11 protein-coding genes and 3 tRNA genes are annotated in these 21,776 nt (G+C 52.7%); 12 read left to right on the top strand and 2 right to left on the bottom strand.

The features are described from left to right. From Q4D85_RS12215 to nusG, 8 genes are all read left to right on the top strand, one after another. Positions 1 to 248 (top strand): hypothetical protein (locus Q4D85_RS12215; RefSeq protein WP_303200777.1); only part of this gene is annotated, 248 nt, incomplete at its 5' end. A gap of 88 nt (positions 249 to 336) precedes the next feature. Further along, positions 337 to 609 carry a hypothetical protein gene (locus tag Q4D85_RS12210; protein WP_303200776.1) on the top strand — a complete coding sequence of 91 codons (273 nt, stop codon included), beginning with the start codon at positions 337 to 339 and terminating at the stop codon, positions 607 to 609. A 256-nt stretch (positions 610 to 865) separates the two neighbouring features. Further along, a tRNA-Thr gene (locus Q4D85_RS12205) sits at positions 866 to 938 on the top strand. 37 nt (positions 939 to 975) lie between these two features. Further along, positions 976 to 1,047, top strand: a tRNA-Met gene (locus Q4D85_RS12200). A gap of 138 nt (positions 1,048 to 1,185) precedes the next feature. Further along, positions 1,186 to 1,258: transfer RNA gene (locus Q4D85_RS12195), tRNA-Trp, on the top strand. A gap of 147 nt (positions 1,259 to 1,405) precedes the next feature. Then, the gene (locus Q4D85_RS12190) at positions 1,406 to 4,669 is read left to right on the top strand and encodes a hypothetical protein (protein WP_303200775.1); all 3,264 of its coding nucleotides are present in this window, start codon (positions 1,406 to 1,408) and stop codon (positions 4,667 to 4,669) included. Positions 4,670 to 4,828: 159 nt separating this feature from the next. Continuing rightward, positions 4,829 to 5,152, top strand: coding sequence for a preprotein translocase subunit SecE (gene secE, locus Q4D85_RS12185; RefSeq protein ID WP_303200774.1), 324 nt, complete (start codon positions 4,829 to 4,831; stop codon positions 5,150 to 5,152). A gap of 168 nt (positions 5,153 to 5,320) precedes the next feature. Beyond that, positions 5,321 to 6,142 (top strand): transcription termination/antitermination protein NusG, encoded by an 822-nt coding sequence (gene nusG, locus Q4D85_RS12180; RefSeq protein WP_303200773.1) that lies wholly within the window; start codon positions 5,321 to 5,323, stop codon positions 6,140 to 6,142. A 216-nt stretch (positions 6,143 to 6,358) separates the two neighbouring features. Here nusG and Q4D85_RS12175 read toward each other — a convergent pair whose 3' ends face one another. After that, entirely contained in the window at positions 6,359 to 6,985 is a 627-nt protein-coding gene (locus Q4D85_RS12175; protein WP_303200772.1) for a hypothetical protein, read from the bottom strand. 1,011 nt (positions 6,986 to 7,996) lie between these two features. Here Q4D85_RS12175 and rplK point away from each other — a divergent pair. From rplK to Q4D85_RS12155, 4 genes are all read left to right on the top strand, one after another. Beyond that, complete coding sequence (gene rplK / locus Q4D85_RS12170) at positions 7,997 to 8,428, top strand: 50S ribosomal protein L11 (protein WP_303200770.1); 432 nt, start codon at positions 7,997 to 7,999, stop codon at positions 8,426 to 8,428. Between the two features lie 79 nt (positions 8,429 to 8,507). Further along, complete coding sequence (rplA, locus tag Q4D85_RS12165; protein ID WP_303200768.1) at positions 8,508 to 9,212, top strand: 50S ribosomal protein L1; 705 nt, start codon at positions 8,508 to 8,510, stop codon at positions 9,210 to 9,212. A 389-nt stretch (positions 9,213 to 9,601) separates the two neighbouring features. Further along, positions 9,602 to 17,215, top strand: coding sequence for a DUF5979 domain-containing protein (locus Q4D85_RS12160; protein WP_303200766.1), 7,614 nt, complete (start codon positions 9,602 to 9,604; stop codon positions 17,213 to 17,215). A gap of 345 nt (positions 17,216 to 17,560) precedes the next feature. Beyond that, entirely contained in the window at positions 17,561 to 20,296 is a 2,736-nt protein-coding gene (locus tag Q4D85_RS12155) for a DUF5979 domain-containing protein (protein ID WP_303200779.1), read from the top strand. A gap of 102 nt (positions 20,297 to 20,398) precedes the next feature. On the opposite strand, the gene Q4D85_RS12150 is transcribed toward Q4D85_RS12155, so the two are convergent. Continuing rightward, on the bottom strand, positions 20,399 to 21,745 hold the full coding sequence (locus Q4D85_RS12150) for an aspartate aminotransferase family protein (protein WP_303200765.1): 1,347 nt from the start codon (positions 21,743 to 21,745) through the stop codon (positions 20,399 to 20,401). Between the last annotated feature and the right edge of the window lie 31 nt (positions 21,746 to 21,776).

Raw genomic sequence — 21,776 nt, 5'->3', positions numbered from 1 at the left:
CGCACTTGTTGTCCTACGCCTCAACCACAAGAAGCTCTGGTGAGAAAACCTCACTTAACCCGCTAACAGCCCAGACAAAAGTCACAGCAACGCATAATGTCAACACCACACATAGACTGCGTTTTAGCGGTTTGCGTCGCCTGAAAACGATATACCCGATGGTTAAATACCCGACGATGATCGATAAAGTAGCAACAGTATTTATGGCTAGCTCCTTAGATGGCATCAACTCTAAGTCTCTATCGTAGATAACTAGAAGCTTTTGTTCATGCGGACTTTCGCCAGGCCCAGCTACGGCCGGTGCACCACAGCTAGCCTGGCGAAAACCAACGTGAGGTGAAAATTCGGCTTGGAAATTCAGTAACCAACACATGGGAAAGTGCCTGCTTTGCCCTGGTTATTGCGCTGATTTTAACTCCAGATTTCCAGGTGCTTGGTTCCTTTCGAATCCCACTGTGGGCATATGTGATTACGTTCAGTGTGCTTTTTGTTGTTACCTTGGCCGCGGTGAAATGGGTCGAAGGGAAACCATTTCGAAAACTCAGGCTTGCTGCGGTGGTCGCTGTGGTGGCGGTGTGCATATGGTTCGTGGTCGCAGCCGCACTGTGATCTTCGCAAGCGTGAGCTGTCTCAGTTGAAAACGGGTCGATGGGGCGTCGACAAGCATGTAAAAGGCACGCTCCACGATCCAGTTATCGCGTCGTGGTGTTTTACTTCCCGGGCGGGAACGTCTCGGTCTCGGCGAAACACAAATACTGATAAAAACCTACCCTGAACTGGTGATTTGTTTTCTTGCCGGTAATCGGGTTATTGTATTGAAGGCTTCAACGAAGCGGGTGATGCAAAACCCACGGCAAGAAGCTTCGCCCCCTTAGCTCAGTCGGCAGAGCGTTTCCATGGTAAGGAAAAGGTCGACAGTTCGATTCTGTCAGGGGGCTCTGTTTTCTTTTATGGTCTAATAGAAGATAACGGTATGGCGGTGTAGCTCAGTGGTAGAGCAAGCGACTCATAATCGCTGTGTCGCGAGTTCAATTCTCGCCATCGCTACTGGATGATGGTTCGTAGGCGTCGCGAATAACTTGATACGTTTTTCGACGTCCTATTTGCATAAAATCCACCCGGCACACGCCGAATTTGGTAGTGTCGCTTGTAGCTTTTCGGAAATTGAAAAGCTCACAATTACATAGGGGCGTAGCTCAATTGGTAGAGCAACGGTCTCCAAAACCGTAGGTTGCAGGTTCGAGTCCTGTCGCCCCTGCAAATTGAACCGGTGATTTCTGTTCCGAATAAACAGAGGTCACCGGTTTTTCTTTTGCCGCGGATGTGGCCGCAGTGTAGTTTTTCAAAGCAAAGTTTTACCCCAATTAACCCCGCATGTTAGCCCTACTTGCTAGGTTGAGTAGCTATGAAGCACAACGATGCGCTGGCAAAGGCAGTAGAGATTTTCAAAGAACTTCACTGGGATCAAGCGAATCTGTCCGAGGTTTTACAGCTTGAGATTGGCGATGTGAAGCAGCGGAAGATCGCCCGTGACGGGTTAGCAAAGGGTGATTGGTCGAGGGGCTTTTTCGACGAGAACGATAAATATCGCACCCAGTCGCTTATCGACGTTGACCGGGATATGCTCGCCTGTTTTGCCATTCGCGTCGGTGTTGATGCCCGCCGCGCTGTGGAGTTAGCCCCTGTCGGGCGGCCGGGGGCCCTAGTTGTGGCAAGCCGGGGTCCGAAATACGCCGAAGAGTTCATTGATCGAACGTGCCGCGCAGATTTCCGGGTCTGGGAACACGCATTTGCGCACCGGGCTGGCATTGCCATGTGGCTGGGTACTCTTCCTGATTTCACGGTTCCGGCCCATGTGGGTTACCTGCGGGATTGGGCGTGCCTGTGTGCTGATCGGATCACCGACTACCCGGCTGAACTGTTGACAGACGAACCGCTGCCGGAAAAAGAGGATCTCAAGCCGAGGTTTTATGAACACCTCGCCCAGGGGGTTCAGCTCAATGTGCCTGCCACGGGTCCGTTCGGGGCGTTGATTCCGGCAGCTATTGACATCGGTTGGTTGACCAGGCAGCAGGGGCTTGACTTGGTGCTGCAGGCGTTGGAATGCGCGCAACGCCCGGGTGATCGCAAGAAATGGTCGGAGATTCTAAGCGATACCCTTGCGATCACTGCGGAGGAAATTGCCGCGCATGGCGAGTTGTTCGCGGGGTTGTTGTCAACCGGGGAAGCTCCGTTAGTGGAGACTTTCGGCCTGCCGCTGATCGCTAGCGCCACCGGCGTCCAACTCGCCGATATTGCCATGAGCTGCCTATTCGTCAAGACCGGCAAAGCGCTGACCGCCGTGTTGAAAGCGCTGCACGCCCGGCTGGAAAAGCTGCCCGAGAATGACCGGCTAGAACTTTGTTCGCTCATCGGCCCTAGAGTGACTGAGCTTTCCAACCAGCGCAACGCAGGTGTGAAGAAAGCAGCCACGGCGTTGTTGTCGTTATGCGAAGTCCAACCAGCCACGGCAACCGCCGACACCGCGACAGATGCGTTGCCGTGGAAATCTGTGCCGCCGGTGTGGCATTTGCCGCTTTTCGACGCCCCATCACCTGGCATTTCAACGTTGGCGCACTTGGTGGAAACTCTTAATACCTTTGAGGGTGCTACGTCTGATGTGCGGGATGAAGAATTCGTTGTTGTTGCGCACCACCTGCTCCGCGACGATACGGCGACGTTTACGCGGGGGATTAAACGGTTGAATGAGTACTTTTTCAACCAGGCAACATCAAAAATTCTTTCGCCGTGGGAAGCGCCGCAATGGGAGTCCAGCTTGGTTGATATGCGCACCCAAGCTGTGTTCTGTTACGCGGACACCATGCCAGCGTTATTAAGCACGCCCACCTGGGTGGATTATGCGATCAGCGTGGCGGATTTCTGCGCCCGAATAACGGAATACGAAAAGGAGAGTCTTCCCGTCTACGCCCCCGATTTCCTCCTGGCGGTGTTCCGGTTGGAAGACCTGAAAGAGGCGGCGGCACAACTGAAAGGCTGCACGGTGGGAATCGTCGGTATCGACAATTCACCGGTAGAAAAGAATGTGGCGGAAGTGCTCGATCTGCTTAGCGCTGACGAGGAACTGAATTCTCGGATGTATGGCGAGCCATCCACCAAAGAATCTAACCTCAATTGGTTTTACAACGAACTGCCTAAGATTCTTAACAAAATCCCGAATCTGCTTCACCCCAAAACGTATATTACGTGCGCTTACGAGATGTTCCCGAGGAGCAATCATGAAAGATTCGACATGCTCGCCTGGACATCATATAGCCACCCAACATTAGGCCATATTGCGACCCAAGCAGCACGATCGATCAAGCCGCTCGAATCCGAAGTGGCCGTGAACCTTCTCGGTGTTCAACGCGACCAAGAACCAGAGGTACGCGCTGAATGCCGACAGGCCTTGCTTGATGCTTTCGATCGTGGGTTGATTGAACCGGAAAAACTCAACGCTACCGATCTTGACCAATCCAGTTTCCCAACGAACCTCGCTGGGTTTGCCCACGCCATGCGTGAGGTGGCGGAAGAGGGACTACTTTCGGTCGTCTGGCCGGTGCTTGATGGGTTATTGGTTGCCTCCGGCAAGTCACAACGGCTTTTCGCTGGTACTGCTGAGATCGCGGCGCTGATGGCTGATCTTGCGCCGTCGGTTGCCCAAGCCCTTGCAGTAGGAGATGCGCCTGCACGATACGGCGCCGTTCCGGGACTTCGGTCATTGGCGCAACGCAAGGGGAAATCGCAGGCGGTTGTCATGGCACGGGAGGCGGTAGCCGCACTGCCTGACCATGAGGGGCCGACAGCGGAGGTCGTCGACAAGCAAACTGCCACCGAGCCGATCGATTTTGACACGCAGTGGATTGCACGCGCCAGCGAAAAACCGCGGATTATCGACGGCGCACGGCTAAGCGGTTTTAGGCTCGCCGATAGCCACACGAAGAAGAAAACCGCAGAGCTGACGCTAGATATTCCTGGGTTTGACGAGCCAGTAATAGTGAATAAATCTGGCTGGTTCCACGACATAGAAGCAGAGGCGCAGGTGCAGTGCGAGAAAGGTGGCGAGTCGGGTTTTCTCTATTTCGAATCCGGAACGTTCTTCTTTAGCCGGTGGCGGAACCGTAAAGACAACACACATGCGCCGCTGACGGTTAAACCGACGAAACATTCGGACTTTGTATTCCTGGTGGTCATCGGTTGTCTTGCCAGTGAATATGAAGTCGAATGGGCGCGCAACTGCGTGACGACGATGATGCGGGAAGGCACGTTCTGTCCGCCGGAAACAGTACAAGAGGCAACACAGCAACTCGTGCAGTTTGCGGAGTTCTCGCCAGCCCGGTGCGTATGGCTGATTGATAAAAATCCGATGACCGTGGCCTACCTGTGGCCGATTATCACCGCGTCGCTGCAACACGCCGCGTCCAAGGAAACCCCGCCGAACTGGACAGCGAAGGTTTTGGCCTGCGCACTTAACCACGCAGAGCTATTTGCCGAAGCCACCCGGCGTGGGAAAATCCCTGCTGAGCAGTGGGACAGCCTCAGCGTGCTTGCCCAGGCAAAGAAGAAAACGGCGGCTAAAACCAAAGCCCAACAACTACGCGATATTCTCTTTGGCTCAGCCGAAAGCAGGTGACGTGCCGGTCAAGCGTGCTGCGGCTGAGCCAAGTAGTGAAATCAGTAGGGTATTTGGTATAGTCGAAAAACTGTGAGCTTTAGCTAAGTGGCAATGAACATACACTTAAACACAAAGCTAAATGCGCAAATATTTAAAAACGTAGAACCGAGGAGAGCCGTGAGCGAAGAAAAGCCAAACCAGGTAGGCAGCGTACGCCCTACCGGTAAGCGTCAACTTTCAGGCGCTAGCACTACCTCCACCGCCTCCTACGAGGCGAAACAGGCTAAGGCAACAATCGAGCCGGAAGAAAAAGGCCCCAATAAGGTAGTGGCCTTCGTTCCTGAGGTTGTCTCCGAAATGAAGAAGGTTATTTGGCCAACCGCGAAGCAAATGGTCAATTACACCGTCATTGTTTTTGCCTTCCTGATCGTTTTGACCGCGCTCGTGGCCGGGGTGGATTTCCTCGCTGGTCTAGGAGTTGAAAAGGTACTTACCAGGTAGGTAACATCAGTACTTAGCTATTACAATCCCGCCGAAAATCCCACGTGGACGGCGGGATCATTTTTGCCCCAGTGACCACCAGTAGTGTGGGCGTCGAAAAGCGAATTTTCGGCTTTCGGATAGCATAGAAACAACAAAAAACTTCCACATACCTCAAGGAGAAAAACAATGAGCGAGGACAACCTAGACTCCTTCGCGGCGGCCTTCGAAGAAGCAGAAGCCACCACCAACAGCGAAGCCACCGAAACCGCAGCGCCTGAAACCGTTGTGGAGGCAGCAGAGGCCGCTGACGTCGCCGTTGCCGAAACCGCCGACGCCACCGAGGCCAGCACCCCGGCTGAGGAAGATAGCGAATACAAGGCCCGGCTACGTGCCTTTACCCGCGAACTAAAGAAGCAACCCGGCCAGTGGTACATCATTCAGTGCTACTCCGGCTACGAAAACAAGGTGAAAACCAACCTTGACATGCGTGCCCAGACCCTTGAGGTGGAGGATTCCATATTCGAAATCGTGGTGCCCGTTGAGCAGGCGGTAGAGATCAAAGACGGCAAGCGCAAGATGGTCAAGCGCAAGCTGCTGCCGGGATACGTGCTGGTGCGCATGGACATTAACGACCGCGCGTGGTCCGTGGTTCGGGAAACCCCAGGCGTGACCTCCTTCGTGGGCAATGAGGGCAATGCCACCCCGGTTAAGCACCGCGACGTTGCCAAGTTCCTCCTGCCGCAAAACGCCGCCGCTGAGGGCGCTGCCGCCGAAACCCCTGATGGGGAAAAGGTTGTCGCCATGCCTACCGACACCGGCGCGCCACAGGTATCCGTGGATTACGAAGTCGGCGAGGCTGTCACCATCCTCACCGGTGCGTTCGCCTCCGTCTCCGCGACGATTTCTTCCATCGACGCAGAAAACGGCAAGCTTCAGGTCCTTGTGTCCATCTTCGGCCGTGAGACCCCAGTGGATCTGACCTTCGATCAAGTGGAAAAAGTATCTTAAACCACCGTTGCTTTTCGATGTTTAAAGCGCCCGCACGATAAAGTGTGGGCGCTTTTACGACGTTAGGTGGGCAAAAGAAATTCTGCTTTTACGCCCTAGGTGTCTAAAATTTCGGCTTAGGCTGGGTGAGGGTAGCACCCCAAGTGCCGGAAACGAGGCGAGGAATGCGTTTGTTTTATTTTCAGGGTCAGCCCTATGAAAAATGTGAGCTAGTGATTAGCGGAACAATCCAGCGAACCACGCCGCAATGCCACCCAAAACCGCGAGAACTACCGCGACTGCTGCCACAATGCCACCGATCAGTGGGCCGCTGCTGCTTTGGTCTTTGCGTGGAAGGGTATGGGAGGTTTCAACTAAAACGGAGCACGTATTGGCGTTTCCATTATTGGTGGATACAGGGATTTCAAACGTGCGCGTAACCACACCCTTGTTAACCTCTTCAGCGGTTACTTTATATCCAGGTAAAACAGATGTGGCAGTCTGACCCACACCAATATCAAACGGATTCTTTGGATCGGGCCACGTAGTCTTGTCTAAGGTTGAGGCATCGTCCACCCCGTCGATGCGGAACTTTTCAATAACGATAGGGCCGACTGTTCCTTCGTTATCCGGCTCGCCTTTGTTTGTTATCTTAATGGTATAGGTCAGCTCATCGTTTACCTGGACAGGTGCTTCCGGGGCAAGAGCCTGATTGTCGCGGCTCACTGCAATTGATACAGGGGTATCAACGGCGGAGCAGTCTTTGTTGATGAGGCGATTTGCCTGGGCGTCAGCTGGGGCAGCGGTGATGATACATGCTGCCATCAATCCGGCGGTGAGAGCTGGACCAAAACGCTTGAACACTGAATAAATCCTTTCCGAAAGGCGAATCTTGGCTTAAGGAAATGGGTCGTTAGCCAAGGGTAAATTTTATGTGGTGCTAATATTAGTCGACTCTAAAGCTTTTGCAAATAGCGAGCAACCTGATTATCTATATGTAACCTGCGAAAACGTGATCAGTTCAACATTGAGTTTTTCGAACCAAAGTTTGTCCTAATTGAGATGTAGGGCGACGAGACGGTGTTATCACAAGGTTAAAGTTCTCGATCGGCGGAAACGGAAATTGCCACGTTATCAGAGCCTATGATCGATGAAGGTAATCTAACTGGATTCGTACTTGGCTATCGATTTTAGGTGCGTGTAGATCAGGAATCTGCATTTTTAGGAAGTTAACGGCGATTTTTGAAGTTTAAAAATACCCGGCCGCATACCGTGCGCTAGCTTTTTGCATAGTCTGGAAGCTATGGCTATACCAGAATTAGATTTAAAGGTTGTTCGCAAATGGTGCGATGAGTAGATCGCTGAAGAGAGCTGGGATCAATTGAGGTTTGATGTAGATATTACGCCAACACACGTCACCTTGGTGGAGATGCGGCCGCATTGGCGAATGCAAGGGGGAAGAGACGCACTCTCCGTTTGCCGGGTTGCGGTACGCCAAAAGAATGGGCATTGCATTCTGTACTGGTGTAACCGAAATTTAAAATTCCACGATTAAGGCCTTGAACCCAAGACTCATGTCATCGAACTGCTTAATTACATTGTCGACAGTAAAGATCCCATCCTTTTCGGTTAGCTACATAACGATGTGTATAGTTGGCATGGTTTTATCGAAAAGTAATGGTCGATTAGGGAATATTCGCTATCTGCGGTAAAATGAGTCACCGCGTGTGCATACACGCATTATTCATTTTTCATCCCCGGTGGCTTTAGTAAAACTTCAATGGATTGCGAGGCATCCGGACGGGGCGTGACCAGTGGTTGGACCATCATATCCAGTGGTTGCATGTGCCTCGTTAACATAGGAAGAGGTAAAAGATGGCTCCAAAGAAAAAGGTCGCTGGCCTAATCAAGCTTCAGATTGATGCCGGTGCTGCTAACCCAGCACCACCAGTTGGTCCAGCGCTTGGTGCACATGGCGTCAACATCATGGAATTCTGTAAGGCATACAATGCTGCAACCGAATCCCAGCGGGGCAATGTCGTTCCGGTTGAAATCACCGTTTACGAAGACAAGTCCTTCACCTTCAAGCTGAAGACTCCACCGGCAGCTAAATTACTGCTGAAGGCTGCTGGCTTGCAAAAGGGCTCCGGCGTGCCGCACACCCAGAAGGTGGGCAAGGTTACCAAGGATCAGATCAAAGAGATCGCCCAGACCAAGTTGGAAGACCTCAACGCAAACGACATCGACGCTGCTGCGAAGATCATTGAAGGTACCGCTCGTTCCATGGGCATTGAGGTTGAAGGCTAAACCTTCCACCGTTTCATGTGGCAGGGCCAGCTTCGGCCCGCACCACAACATCCATTTGAGAAGTAAAAGGATTTAACTAATGAGCAAGAAGTCTAAGGCTTACAAGGCCGTAGCAGAATTGATTGACAAGGGTCGTCTCTACACCCCATTGAAGGCAGCTGAGCTGGCTAAGGAGACCTCCTCCAAGAACTTCGACGCAACCATCGACGTTGCAGTGCGTTTGGGTGTTGACCCACGTAAGGCAGACCAGCTGGTTCGCGGCACCGTTTCGTTGCCACACGGTACCGGTAAGTCCGTTCGCGTTGTTGTTTTCGCAGCTGGCGAAAAGGCAACCGAGGCAAAAGCTGCTGGTGCAGACGCCGTTGGTTCGGATGACTTGATTGAAAAGATCACCGAGGGCTGGACCGACTTCGACGTAGCTATCGCTACCCCAGACCAGATGGCTAAGGTCGGTCGGGTTGCCCGCGTTCTTGGTCCACGTGGTTTGATGCCTAACCCAAAGACCGGCACCGTTACCACCGACGTAACCAAGGCTATTGCCGAGGTTAAGGGCGGTAAGATTTCCTTCCGCGTTGACAAGGCAGCTAACCTGCACGCAATCATCGGTAAGGCTTCCTTCACCGCTGAGCAACTTGCTGAGAACTACGGTGCGCTGATCGACGAAATCAACCGTATCAAGCCATCGTCCGCAAAGGGTGTCTACATCAAGAAGGCAACCATTGCTTCCACCATGGGTCCTGGTATCCCTGTTGATCCTTCGATCCAGAAGAACTTCACCGCCTAATGTGGTGAAATAACCGCGTAACACACTGTGATGGCGTGTGCCCGTTGCCCGCTGACTAAAAATGTCGGTCGGCAACGGGCTTTTTTCGTGCCGGGACTTCCTTAAGATGTGGCGCATGGGGGCTCTAAAAACTTAACACTTTAATGGCTTCATGTTTATTTAAATCTACCTTGAAAATTAGTATTAATTAAGGCTAGTATTATTGCGTATGTAATTTTTATCTTGTTCACCGTAGTCATTGCGGGAATCTAGCGTGAGTTTTACTAGTTTAGTTTTTCTTAATCTATGTAGGTTCAGGTTGGGTTTCTCAGCTAGTGGTCAAGGTGAGCTTGCTGCTAAGGAAAAGAGAATTGAAAAACGGAAGTAAATGGAGGGGCTGGCGTAAGATATTGACTCTTATTACCATCACGCCCCTGGTTGCGTCCGGCACGCCCATAGTGCAAGCCCAGCCCAGCGTATCTGACGCGTCTATTGAGTCGTCCTATACAGATCCTGAAGAACCGGATGGCCCTCCGGAAGCGCCTGCTACTCCGCAGCCGGGGCTTGCTATCGTACCAGCGTCACCGAATGGGGGAAATGACGCGCCTTCCGATACGGGACCGAAGCCTGCTGACGAAGATTACAATCTTCACAACAGCCAACTAAACGCGCCACTGGATCTTGAGGTAGAAGTCCTGAATGACGGTGTTGCGCCTTTCGACGGAACCAACGACGCGGGTTATGACAGTGCTGAGAAGAATGGCATAGTCCGGACTAACGACACGATCACTTATCAACTGAGTTATCGGATGAATGTCGATGACGGAGACAATCCCACGATAAAGATTCGGTTTCCTAAAGGGCTGGAGCTTCCTGAAATCCCAGGTAACTGTCTAGCCGGGTCCACGCTTACCCCGAAGAAAATTACGTATCCACCACTGCCAATTACTAGCACCTCGGTTGATGCGCTTCCCGAGCAAGAACTGTCTTGTAAGGTCAATTTCGCACCCCGGCAGTTGGTTAAAGTCCCAATCACGGTTAAGGTTTCAAACCTTCTTCACAATAACGCTGAAGTTAAACCGGTGTCAGCGATACTAGAACTTGATGGGCAGCAACCGTTTAGTGTTGAAGAAGGGAACCTGCCTGTGGTGCGGGTATCCTCGCGCCCGAAATGGGATATGTCCATCAACGGCGTTTTCGATAAGGAAAACGCAGGGTACGTATATGGTCCAGCGTCTGAGCCTTGTCCCTGGAATCGGCAACTGGTATGTAAGCGGCTTGATTACAGCCTATTGCTGTCCGCACCGTCTGGTGGTAAAGGGACTATGCCTGCCGTGGGTGACATTAGATTCACGCTAGGCATGGATTTGGAAACCTTATTTCCCAATCTCACCCCACAGCAACGCCAGCAAATTCGGGACAATAAAGAAAAATACGGCGTTCGTTTAGCATATAACGATAACTTCTACTCGATCCCAAGCCCCAACCAGAGGCATCGCTATGCAGGAGTGGCTGCGACACCAGAAAATGCGGTACGTGACGCCGGTACTATCTCGTATGCAGGTGTGCCAGCTAGAAGTATAGATGGTGGTGGGCAGCTTGCTGTTGAAGAAGTTCCGATCACCATTAGCGGTGCAGATCTTTCGTTAATTACCTATCCCACTAAATTAATCCAACCAAGCGCTACACCGATTCCTGCAGGAAAAGCCTTTGCGGTTTCTCATTCCTTTAAAGTTTTTGTGCCTGTTCCGACGATTCTTGATTTCGGGGTGCAAGGAGACAATAGTTGGGTTCTTGCTAAAAAAATGCAGATTCGGAACTTAGAAGTCCAAGGCTTTACCGGGGCGGACACCAATGATCCAGCAGCACAACTAACCTTTAATGATTACCGTGACTCCAGCCCGAATGTGCAAATAGGATCGAAATATAACAAGGCTTTCACTGGTGTTCCCGGCACCGAACGGAATATGCTGCCGCAAGAGTTTTCGCCCGGCTACGGAGCTCGTGGTGAAGGGCCGCCAGGTGGGGCAACTATTCGCAGCGGTGATATCACGGTGATGGGCGGGCAAGAAGTTTTGTCCCAAATTGAAATTTCTGGTTCGCTTCCAGAACTGCCCGCAGATATTTCGCTGGTGACATGTGATGCCTGGGATAAAACGCGTTTGCATCTGATGCGTAAGGATATTCCTGCATCCAAGCATCGGAATATCTTTTTACAGGGTGTGCCTTCTAATGGCCAGCCAGTGTGGATTTCTGGGTACAACAATATAGCTGATGGATCCGGAGGAACTCGGTGGGCAACCAGTGCATCTGAGGTTCCAGCTATCAAGGTTCAATACGCAGCTGAGAGCGGTTCTCCTGGGAATAATTCGGATTGCTACGATAACAACATTCAGTGGTACGACAATCCAGAAGATGTTCCGGGTAACGATGCCGGCGAGCTTGCCAAGGGAGTATTCACTGGGGTAGGTCGGGTTCGTATTCATACGGTTTTGCCGGGCCCGGTAGCCAATTCTGTTTCCGTTGGTGCTGGTAGTCGTATTGCGATCTCCATCGCACAAAAAGTTGCCAAGACTGATAACCCACCAGGGGATATTATTCCCAACTGGGTATCGCTGAAAGAGGTTCCTAACCAAAACCTTGACCTTCAAGGGGTATTGGCCGACAAGAAGAGCGCTAAAGTTTCGTCATATGATCCTGCTAAACATTCCGGTGCTGCGGGTGACCGTTTGATTTACGGCTCTGTGCAAGCACGAATCGATAAGACCGTTCGTAAAGGCACATCTGGTTCGTTTAGCGATACTCCGCCGCAATTGCAGGGTGAAGACACTGTCGAATACCAAATTCGTCCCACCATTACCTCGCCGTCCTCGGCGCGTGGTAGTCATACGGATGTGTGGGTGGAGGATTGTTTGCCAAAGGCACTGGTATATCGCAATGCTTCTCGGAAACCTAGTGTCATTGAAGAGGGCAGTACCCCAGGTGATGCGAAAATTGGAGTGACTCAAGCTCCTGGTGAAGCAGCAGGTACCAACGCTTGTGCTGCTGATGAGACGTACTTGCGCTGGGAGTTTCCGCAGCATGAGGTCAATACCGAAATCGAACCGATCATCCTTGAAGCTCAGGTAAGGGAAGCTGCTGATTCGGGTACTTTCAATAACGTTGCTTATGTTTGGGCCGCTGATGATGCATCGTTGCGTAAAGTTCGCCGAAATGATGCCCAGATTCAGATCACTAACCCGGCGGGCATCAAGCTTGCCAAGGAAGCGCTCACCCCTGTTGTTCAGCTCAATGACGCAAATAACCAGAATAAAGAATTAAACAAGTGGCGGGTTCGGGTGACCAACACGCTTCCTCGTGCAACTAACGTCAGCGATGTAGATATCATTGACGTGTTGCCTCGCATGGGGGTTGCAGCACCAGGTGAGACTCAGACGAATTTCTCTGGCGATTTCGACTACGTCGAAACGGTAGTAAAGAAAGGAAATGAGAAGCCCAATCAGACAGTGAAGATTCTGTTTACAAAGAACACTACGATCAGCCCTGACCCGAAGCATCCATCAAACGGTGCCGCAGGTGCTACTACCTGGTGTGATAGTGCGGAAAACGGTCAAAAGGTTAGCGGTACTGGTGAATGTCCAGCCAATGCCGGTGAAGTAACTGGTTTGCGGGTGCAACGTCCTGGTGTGTTTGAGCCAAACGAAGTTGTAGAGTTCGATGTCCACATGGTCGGTATCGGTAACGCCGCAGGCGATGTTTATGTCAACCAGGTTGCGGCTTCCGCTACCGGTTTTAGCCAAACCGTTGGCCCGATTCCGCGTCCGGAACGGGTGATTGCCGCAACGATCGGTGATTACACCTGGTTGGATATGAACCGGGATGGAATCCAAGGGGAACGTACGGATGAGCCGGCATTGGGCAATATCGATGTCACGCTCACTGGTACGGATGATCTTGGTAACCCAGTGAACCGTCAGACGAAGACGTCTGGTGATGGTGCCTATCTCTTTGAGAAGCTGCGCGCGGCAAATCAAGACGGGTATGTGATTAGCTTCTCCAAACCAGCGCATCATGAACGAACCGTTAAAGGTGACGGCGCGGCAGTGAACACAGACTCCAATGCTGATGCTGGGACCGGACAGTCCGATCCGATTGTGCTTGAAGCGGGGGATGATAACCGCAGCATTGATGCTGGATACTACGCGCTGGGGCAATTGATCGTCGAAAAGCGAATCACGGGACCTGGCACGACTTTTGCGGCCGGGGACAGCTTCGAATTTGGCATTGAATGTACCACCGGTGCAGGGCAACAGCTGAAGGAAACCCGCAGAATTAGTTTCCAGGCTGGTGAAACAACCAAACAAGCGGCTCCGGTGCCAAATATCCCGGTGGGAAGCACTTGTAATGTGACTGAACGCACCGTCGGTAAATCCGATTCGGTTGCAGGACAGCTACAGCCGCAACAGGTCACCATTGCTTATAACGCGCAGAACCCGGCGCAATCCGGGGCGACTGCGGTAATCAGCAATAACTACACCGGCAGCAAGCTGAAGATTGTCAAGCGGTTGGCTGGCGACGAATCCGGAAAAGACCAGGTACGCAACAAGACCTTCAGTTTCGACGTGACCTGTCTGGCAGCGAATACTGACGATAAAATTCTTGAACGTCGAAACGTTCAGATCACCGGCGAAGGCGAGACCATCATCGCCAACGAAGGTATGCCGGGCGATGTCCTGCTCCCGCTAGGCGCTAGATGCTTCGCGGTGGAAACCGAAAACCACGGTGCGGTTACGGCCGTGTCGGATCACCCGTCGATAGACAACCCCGCTGTTGTTACCGCTAGTGATGCGGAACAAACAATGGCGATCACCGTTGTCAATACTTACGGCAAGCCAGCGGCACCGTTTAAGATCACCAAGCAGGTTGTTGCAAACGGTTCCACCGGCGACGATACCTTCCAGATTTCGTACGCCTGTGACGTGGAAGGAAAGCAAACCGAGGAGGCAGCGGCACCCGTTGTTCCGGCCCAGGGCAAGGTGCCGGTAACTGCCGGGCAAACCACCGTTGTGGGCTTCTTCCCAATTGGAACGGAATGCCGCGTGGCCGGTGAAGATCTAGCGGATCGTGACGGATACGCATTGGCGCAAAACCTCGGCACCCGTGCGCAGGTTGCGGAAAACACCGGTGCGGAAGTAACGGTGACCAATACCTACACCCGGAAGCAGGGTTCGTTCCAGGTAACGAAGGCGATCAACGGCTTGCAGGATCAAGCGCAAGGCCAAACCTTCGAGGTTTCCTACGAGTGCGTGGACCCGAAGGCACAGCCAGGCAGTCCGGCGATCACTGGCCGGTTGCAGGTGCCAGCCGACGGTAGCGAGACCTCGCCACTGTTGCCGGAAGGTTCCGTCTGCAGACTGCAGGAAACACCGGTTGCGAACCGGGTAACCGGCTTTACCGAGGTTGCAAGCTTCGATCCGTCGGACTCGGTAGTCATCGGTACCGCACCTGCGGTGACGGAGGTTACCTTGACCAACGACTATACCCGCGACATCGGTAGCTTTGGCCTGATTAAGAAGGTTGTTGTTGATGGTCAACCGCAACCAAGCGACGAACCATTCCAGGTGTCCTACACCTGTGGTGGGAAAACCGGCATCGTGGACGTTAAAGGTGACGGAACAACCCCAACGGTAGTTGGTGACATTCCTACCGGTACCACTTGTACCTTCACCGAAACGCTCAAGCAGCGCGACGGCTACGATGTGGTGTCACAATTTAACCCGGCCCAGGTAGTGATTGCGCAAAAGGATCAGGTAGTGCCTGTCACGCTGACCAATACCTACGTGCGGGAGAACGGTGGATTTAGCATCTCGAAGGTGATCGACGGTAACGCTGCGGCATTGGCGCCAGACAGCTTCACCTTCAATTACCAGTGTGTAGGTGACGATGCACAGCGCACCAAGCACAATGGAAAAGTGACGGTGACCAAAACTGAGCCGATTAAGACCGTTGCAGATGTTCCGACCGGAACCTGCACGATCACCGAGGAAGCCCACACGATCAAAGATGGTCGCGTCGATGTGGCATTTAGCGTCAACGGCCAGGTGGCGCAGCCAGCCGATACGGCAACCATCACAGTGACAAAAGGTGCGACGGCTCAAGTTTCGGCAACCAATACCTACATCGCGGACGAAGGCACCTTCGAAGTGGTGAAAGTGGTAACCGCTGATCGGGATAAGGAACTGTTGGCTGATAAGACTTTCGTCGTTGATTATCAGTGCACGCCATCCTTCCCAGGCGCACCGGCGCAGCCAGGCGAGCTGACAATTACCGAAGGCAAGTCGGCGGTGAGCCCATCGATGCCGGTCGGCACCGAATGTACGATCACCGAACGGCCCGTCGAAGATGAACGTTTCACATGGACCGCGCCGCAGCCACAGCGAGTGGTTGTCGGCAACGCCCAACAGCCTGCCCGGGTTGAGGTGCGTAATGAATACGTGCGCAAGACCAACCGGGTTGCGGTGATCAAGAAGGTGATTGTGGGCACGGCTGTGACGCCTACCCAAGAAACCTTCGCTGTGGATTACACCTGCGGCGATAAGAAGGGCACGCTCGACGTTGTTGGTGACGGCAAGACCCAGGCTGTGATCGGGGATATTCCGACGGGAACTGTCTGCACGCTGAAAGAAAAGAACCAGAACCGAGATGGTTACACGCTGAACGCTGTCTTTGCGCCAGCGTCCCGGATCGATGTGGGCACTGCCCCGATTGACCCCGTGGTTTTGACCAATACTTACACCCGTGATGTCGGTAGCTTACGGATTTCCAAGGTGGTTACGGGTGCAGCGGCGGCCCTAGCGCCGCGATCCTTCACCTTCGGTTATGAATGCGTCGGAGATGATGCGGCGAAAACCCGCATCTCGGATACCGTAACGGTCTCGGCCAATAACTCGGTCACCATCTCGGATATTCCAACCGGTGAATGTACCGTGACCGAGCATGACAGTGCTGTGGCGAATGCGACGTTGGCGACGTCGATAAGCGTAGGCGGCGGTGAGACCACGGCGACCAAGTCCGTGACGACTCAAGTTGCCAAGGGTGTCACAGTAGACATTAAAGCGGAGAACTCCTACGCGCCGGTCTTGTCGAAGTTTGGTGTGCTTAAGCAAGCTACCGCCGATTTCGACGACAACCTGCTGGCTGATAAGGAATACCGGTTCAGCTACACCTGTGCCGCACCGTTTGAAGGTGTAGCTGGAGCGCGCGGCACTTTAACGGTGAAAGCTGATGGCACGACCGCGTGGAGCGATGAGATGCCTGTGAATTCCACATGCACCATCACGGAGGAAGCAGCACCGCACGAAGGATTCGAGTGGGTTGCGCCGACACCGCAGGAAGTCACGGTTGGTAACGACCCTGTGACCGTGACCTTCGACAACGCTTATCGACGCGAAACCGGTACGTTTGCAGTACGGGTTCACGTCTACGGCTGGCCGTGGTTTAAGAAGGACAAGTTCTACGTGAACTATTCCTGCACCGACCCACGCGGCCAGATCTACAAGGAACAAATGGCAGTCACCGGTGACTCCACGGTGGTACAAATTCCGCGCCGCTTCCCATTGGGCACCACCTGTGAGGTGGACCAGGATCAGCCAAGCGCGAAACGGCCCCTATTTGTCCACACCTACGAGGGCGATAGCAAGTTCACCATCGAAAGCGCCACAAAGGTGCCGGTCTATGAGATGTCGAACACCTACGTGACGATTATTCCGGGCATCCTGGCTGTCGTTGGATTACTGGTTGTGCCTGTGGTCAATGCGGTAACCAAGCCAGCGCCACCAGCGCCGCCGGTTATTGCTCCGCAAAAGGAACAAGAACCGACAGGCCCGAAAGCTGATGGGCTGAAGGTCGGTAAAGGGATAAAGAAACTGGCGCAGACAGGAACTTCGGAAACCGTTCTGGCCTTAGGGCTTCTGGGACTGGTTCTCTTGTTGCTGGGTAGCCTAGTGATACGACGACGCTCCTAATTATTTGCCCCCTTTGATGGCGGTGACCTACAGAGATACTGTGGTTCACCGCCATCACTATTAGGGAGGCAATTCTTTAATATTTGTTAAGTTTTGGTCATCCTGCTGGGCGGTTGTATAGATACAGTTGTGGCACATATTGGGTTTTTGTGGGGCAGGTAGTGAATCACTGAGGCCTTGATGGGGATTTGACATTTTTATTTCATTAAAAATTAAGTATAATTTCATTACCGATTTATTTTTTGGGGAAGTTTTCGGGCTTTTGTTTTTCCACCTGCCGATAACTCAAGAAAGGAGGCAGGACAGCTGCCTCCTTAAGAATCAACTTTTATAGAGAGGGTCGTGATGGCAACGCAGTCGCACCAACGCAAAAGAATGCCCCGTGTCTGGCTTTCCCTCGCAATTGTGCTAACGCTCTTGTCTGCCGTTGTGGTATCTGTGCGCACTTCAGAAGCACAAGAGACGGGTACTGGAAAATTCAGACTGATAAAACACCTTTCACCTGACTATATTGAAGTACCACCAGGTGAGAGCTTCGTATTCAGATATACCTGCCACAAAGATCAGCACGAGCTACCAGAAAAAGTACTGGTAATAGATTACACAACCAGTAACAGGACAGAATCCGAAGAATTGCCAGCTGGCTATACCTGTCTTATCAGAGAAGATAAGCCGCTATTTAGCGCCGAAGGCTACGTATGGCGTCCTGGTGACATCCCTCCTGTGGTCATCGAACAAGGAAAAATTAAAGATGTTGAAGTGACCAATAAATTTGTGATTGGGCCTGCATGGTTTGAAATCCGAAAAGAAATAGTTGTACCACCGGGATTAGTAATTCCCCAAGATCAGGTATTCGAATTTGAATACTCCTGCGACGGCGACAGGGAATATGGTGACCCAATTGGTCCAATAACGATGCGTGTCCCGTTGAATGCACCGTTACCGGTACGGTCAGGAGATATCCCCAACGAACACACCTGTACCGTGACCGAAAAACGGCCACAGATGAACCTTGGTAATTTCGAATGGGTTCCGCCGCCTGCGCAAACCGTGACAGTCGATGCGTTCGCCGGAGTACAGCGCCTGGAATTCACCAATCATTTTATCCCCAAAACCGGCCCGGCCACTGGTACTTTTAGCGTGCATAAAGTAGTCACTGGTGTCGCTGAACTCCCCGAAAACCACGAATTTCAGGTTCGCTACAGCTGTGTTGCACCTGATGCTGCCCTGAACGCGTCGGCGGAGATACGTACCATGACGTTGAAAAACAATCAAACCCAGGAATCCGAGCCGTTGCCTGTAGGCACCACATGCACCTTAATGGAAGATATTTCGACAGCGACGATTCCTGGCGGTGAGTATAGGTTAAACCCGCCACAATTCGAGCCCTCTGAAGTCGTGACAATTCGCGATCCAGCCGAAGGGGCGCAAACAGTTCAGCTCACAAATCACTATGTTCGCAACACCGGAGCATTCCAGGTGAAAAAGATCGTGAATGTAGATGGAGCCCGCCGGGATACTGACGATATTTTCACCATCAACTGGCAATGCGGAGCTAAAGAAGGCCAACTTGTTGTAGCCGGTAACGGAACGCTGAGTTCCCCAGTTTCTAACATCCCGATTAACGAGCAATGCAGGCTGACCGAGGAAAGCGCCGAACGATCTGGCTATAGCCATGCAGTAGGTTTTGACCACCAGACATTTACCGTGACTGATCCACGTCAACCACTAATCATCACATCGACGAGTAATTATATCCGCAATAAAGGTGGATTTAGCTTGGCCAAGGAAGTAGCAGGCGATGCCCAGGCACTCGCACCCCGACGCTTCGATTTCACTTATACCTGTGTGGGTGACGATGCCGCTAAAACAGTAGTAACTGATACCGTCTCCGTTGCCGCCGGTTCCGCAGCAACCATTTCAGACATCCCCACAGGGGAGTGTGAAATCACAGAAAATGCTGGCGATATTGATAATGCCACCCGTACCACAACATTTAGCGTCAATGGTTCGGTTGTTCCGCAAGGAGAGAAGGTGCGTTTCCGGGTGCCATCACAGCGGCAACCGGAGCCCACAGTCAAGATCAAAGCAGTTAATACCTACACTGCTGCTGTGGCAAAAATCAGTGTTCGAAAGAACGTAGTTTCTGATGGCGATACAGCCCTATTAGCTGCAAAAAACTACAACATTAGCTACACCTGCCAGCCTGCATACACAGGTGCCTTTGCGCCGAAGGGCGAGATACTTGTTGTTAAAGGAAACGGATCACTCGCCGAAACCCGGGAGCTTCCCATCGGCACCCGTTGCACATTTACCGAATTAGACGCACAGCATCCAGGGTATTCCTGGCAAAAGCCGCAGGATCAGACAGTCAGTGTTGCAACGGCAGCAATGCCTGAAGTAGTTTTCACCAATACATACAGTCGGAGTGTAGGTTCGTTTGCGATTGCCAAGAAAGTCACTGGTTTAATTGTCCTTGACAATGACGAGGGTTTTAGCTTTAATTACCGGTGCACGTTACCTAACAGTACGCAGTCGACAGGTCGTATAAGCGCAAAAGCAGATGGGGTGCCAGTAGCTGTTCCTGTGGTGTTTCCAGTGGGCACTACATGTGTGGTCTCGGAAGATACCAAAAAGGCGGCGCGCAGCGGCTTTATACATAAGGCACCAAACGACGTTTTCTTCACTATTGAACAGTCGGATGCGAACAACATGCGCGTCATTACGATGGAAAATTCGTATTTTCCGTGGCTCGCTTTTCTGGTTCCGGCAGCACCAATAATCATGATTCCACTGTTGCGCATTATCAGGGAATCGATCCTTTCGCCGAATGGGAAACCCACACATAAGCCAGGAACCGCACCACCAGCACCCGACAAAGGCATTGATAAAAACCCCACGATAAGCCAGCAGGTTTCCGATGGATCCGCAGGAAACAATGCGCTGGCTTATGCTCCAAAGGGACAAAACCAACCCAAACGATTGGCATCAACGGGATCTCCAGTTGTGGGGATCATTGCCCTGGCAATTATAATGTGCGCAATCGGAGTCGTAACGATTCGACGAGGGCGCGTGCAGTAAAATTTGCCGTGAAAAAGTTATCCAAATGGGTTGACGCAGATTTATTGGTGGCTAATCAACTTCGTCAGCTCATTATGGTTTTAGCGCTATCGTGGGCGAGTATTAGCCCAACCTATGCTGGTCTAACGTTGCGCTGATGGCGTCGTCGATGATGTCTATTCCGGCTACCAAATCGGCTTCGGAAATCGTCAGCGGCGGTGCCACATGCATCCGGTTAAAGTGCGTGAGCGGCCACAGGCCACGCTTCTTGCACTCTGCGGTTACCGCCGCCATCGGTGCGTTTTCCTCCGCGGTTGGGTTAAACGGAACCAGCGGCGTGCGACTTTCCTTGTCCGTGACCAGTTCAATGGCCCAGAACAAGCCCAAGCCGCGCACCTCACCAACGCAGTCGTATTTCTGGTGGAGCTCGCCCAGCTTCGGGGCAACGACGGTTTCCGCCAGGTGTTGGACGTGTTCCAGGATCTTTTCCTCGGCGAAAATCTTGAACGTTTCCACGCCGGGGGCACAGGCCAGTGGGTGACCGGAATAAGTCAACCCGCCGGGGAACACGCGGGAGCCAAACGTCTTGCGAATCTCGTGCGACATGATCACCCCGCCGAGCGGAACATAGCCGGAGTTCACCCCCTTGGCGAACGTGATGAGGTCCGGGGTGACGTCGAAGTTCTGGAACGCAAACATGGTGCCGGTGCGGCCGAAACCGGCCATCACTTCGTCGGCGATATACATGATGCCGTATTTATCACAAATGTCGCGCACGCCCGCCAGGTAGCCAGGCGGCGGCACCAAAATGCCATTGGTGCCCACCACCGATTCGATGATGATAGCGGCGATCGTCGCCGGACCCTCCAGCATGATTTGGTTATCCAGATGTTCAAGCGCCCGCGCGGTTTCTTCCGCCTCGGTGGTGGCGTGGAACGGGGAGCGGTAGAGGTACGGTCCGAAGAAGTGCACGATCGAGTTGTCGGCGGGTTCGTTCGGCCATCGGCGTGGGTCGCCGGTGAGGCTGATCGCGGTCGAGGTTGCGCCGTGATAGGAGCGGTACATGGCCATTGCTTTTCGACGCCCGGTGTGCAGCCGCGCCATGCGCACCGCGTTTTCCACCGCTTCCGCACCACCGTTGGTGAAGAACACCCCGGCAAAGTTGTCGGTACCTGCTTCGGTAACGATAAGTTCCGCCAGTTCCGAGCGGGTCTTTTCCGCGAAACTAGGGGCGACTGTGCATAACGCTTCGGCCTGATCCTTGATGGACTGGATGAGGCGGGGATGCTGGTGCCCCAAGTTGAGGTTAACCAATTGCGAGGAGAAATCGAGGTAGCGGTTATCCTCGTAATCCCAAAAATAGCTACCGTCACCGGATTTGACCGGCATCGGGTCGATCAGATCCTGGGCCGACCAGGAATGAAAAACGTAACTGCGGTCACGGGCTTTGATATCGGCGTTTGAGCTCATGAACTTTCCTTCCACATGGTGATGGCTTGGT

The organism is Corynebacterium sp., assembly GCF_030532965.1.
Taxonomy (GTDB): domain Bacteria; phylum Actinomycetota; class Actinomycetes; order Mycobacteriales; family Mycobacteriaceae; genus Corynebacterium.
This window is presented reverse-complemented; position numbering and strand designations above follow the sequence as displayed.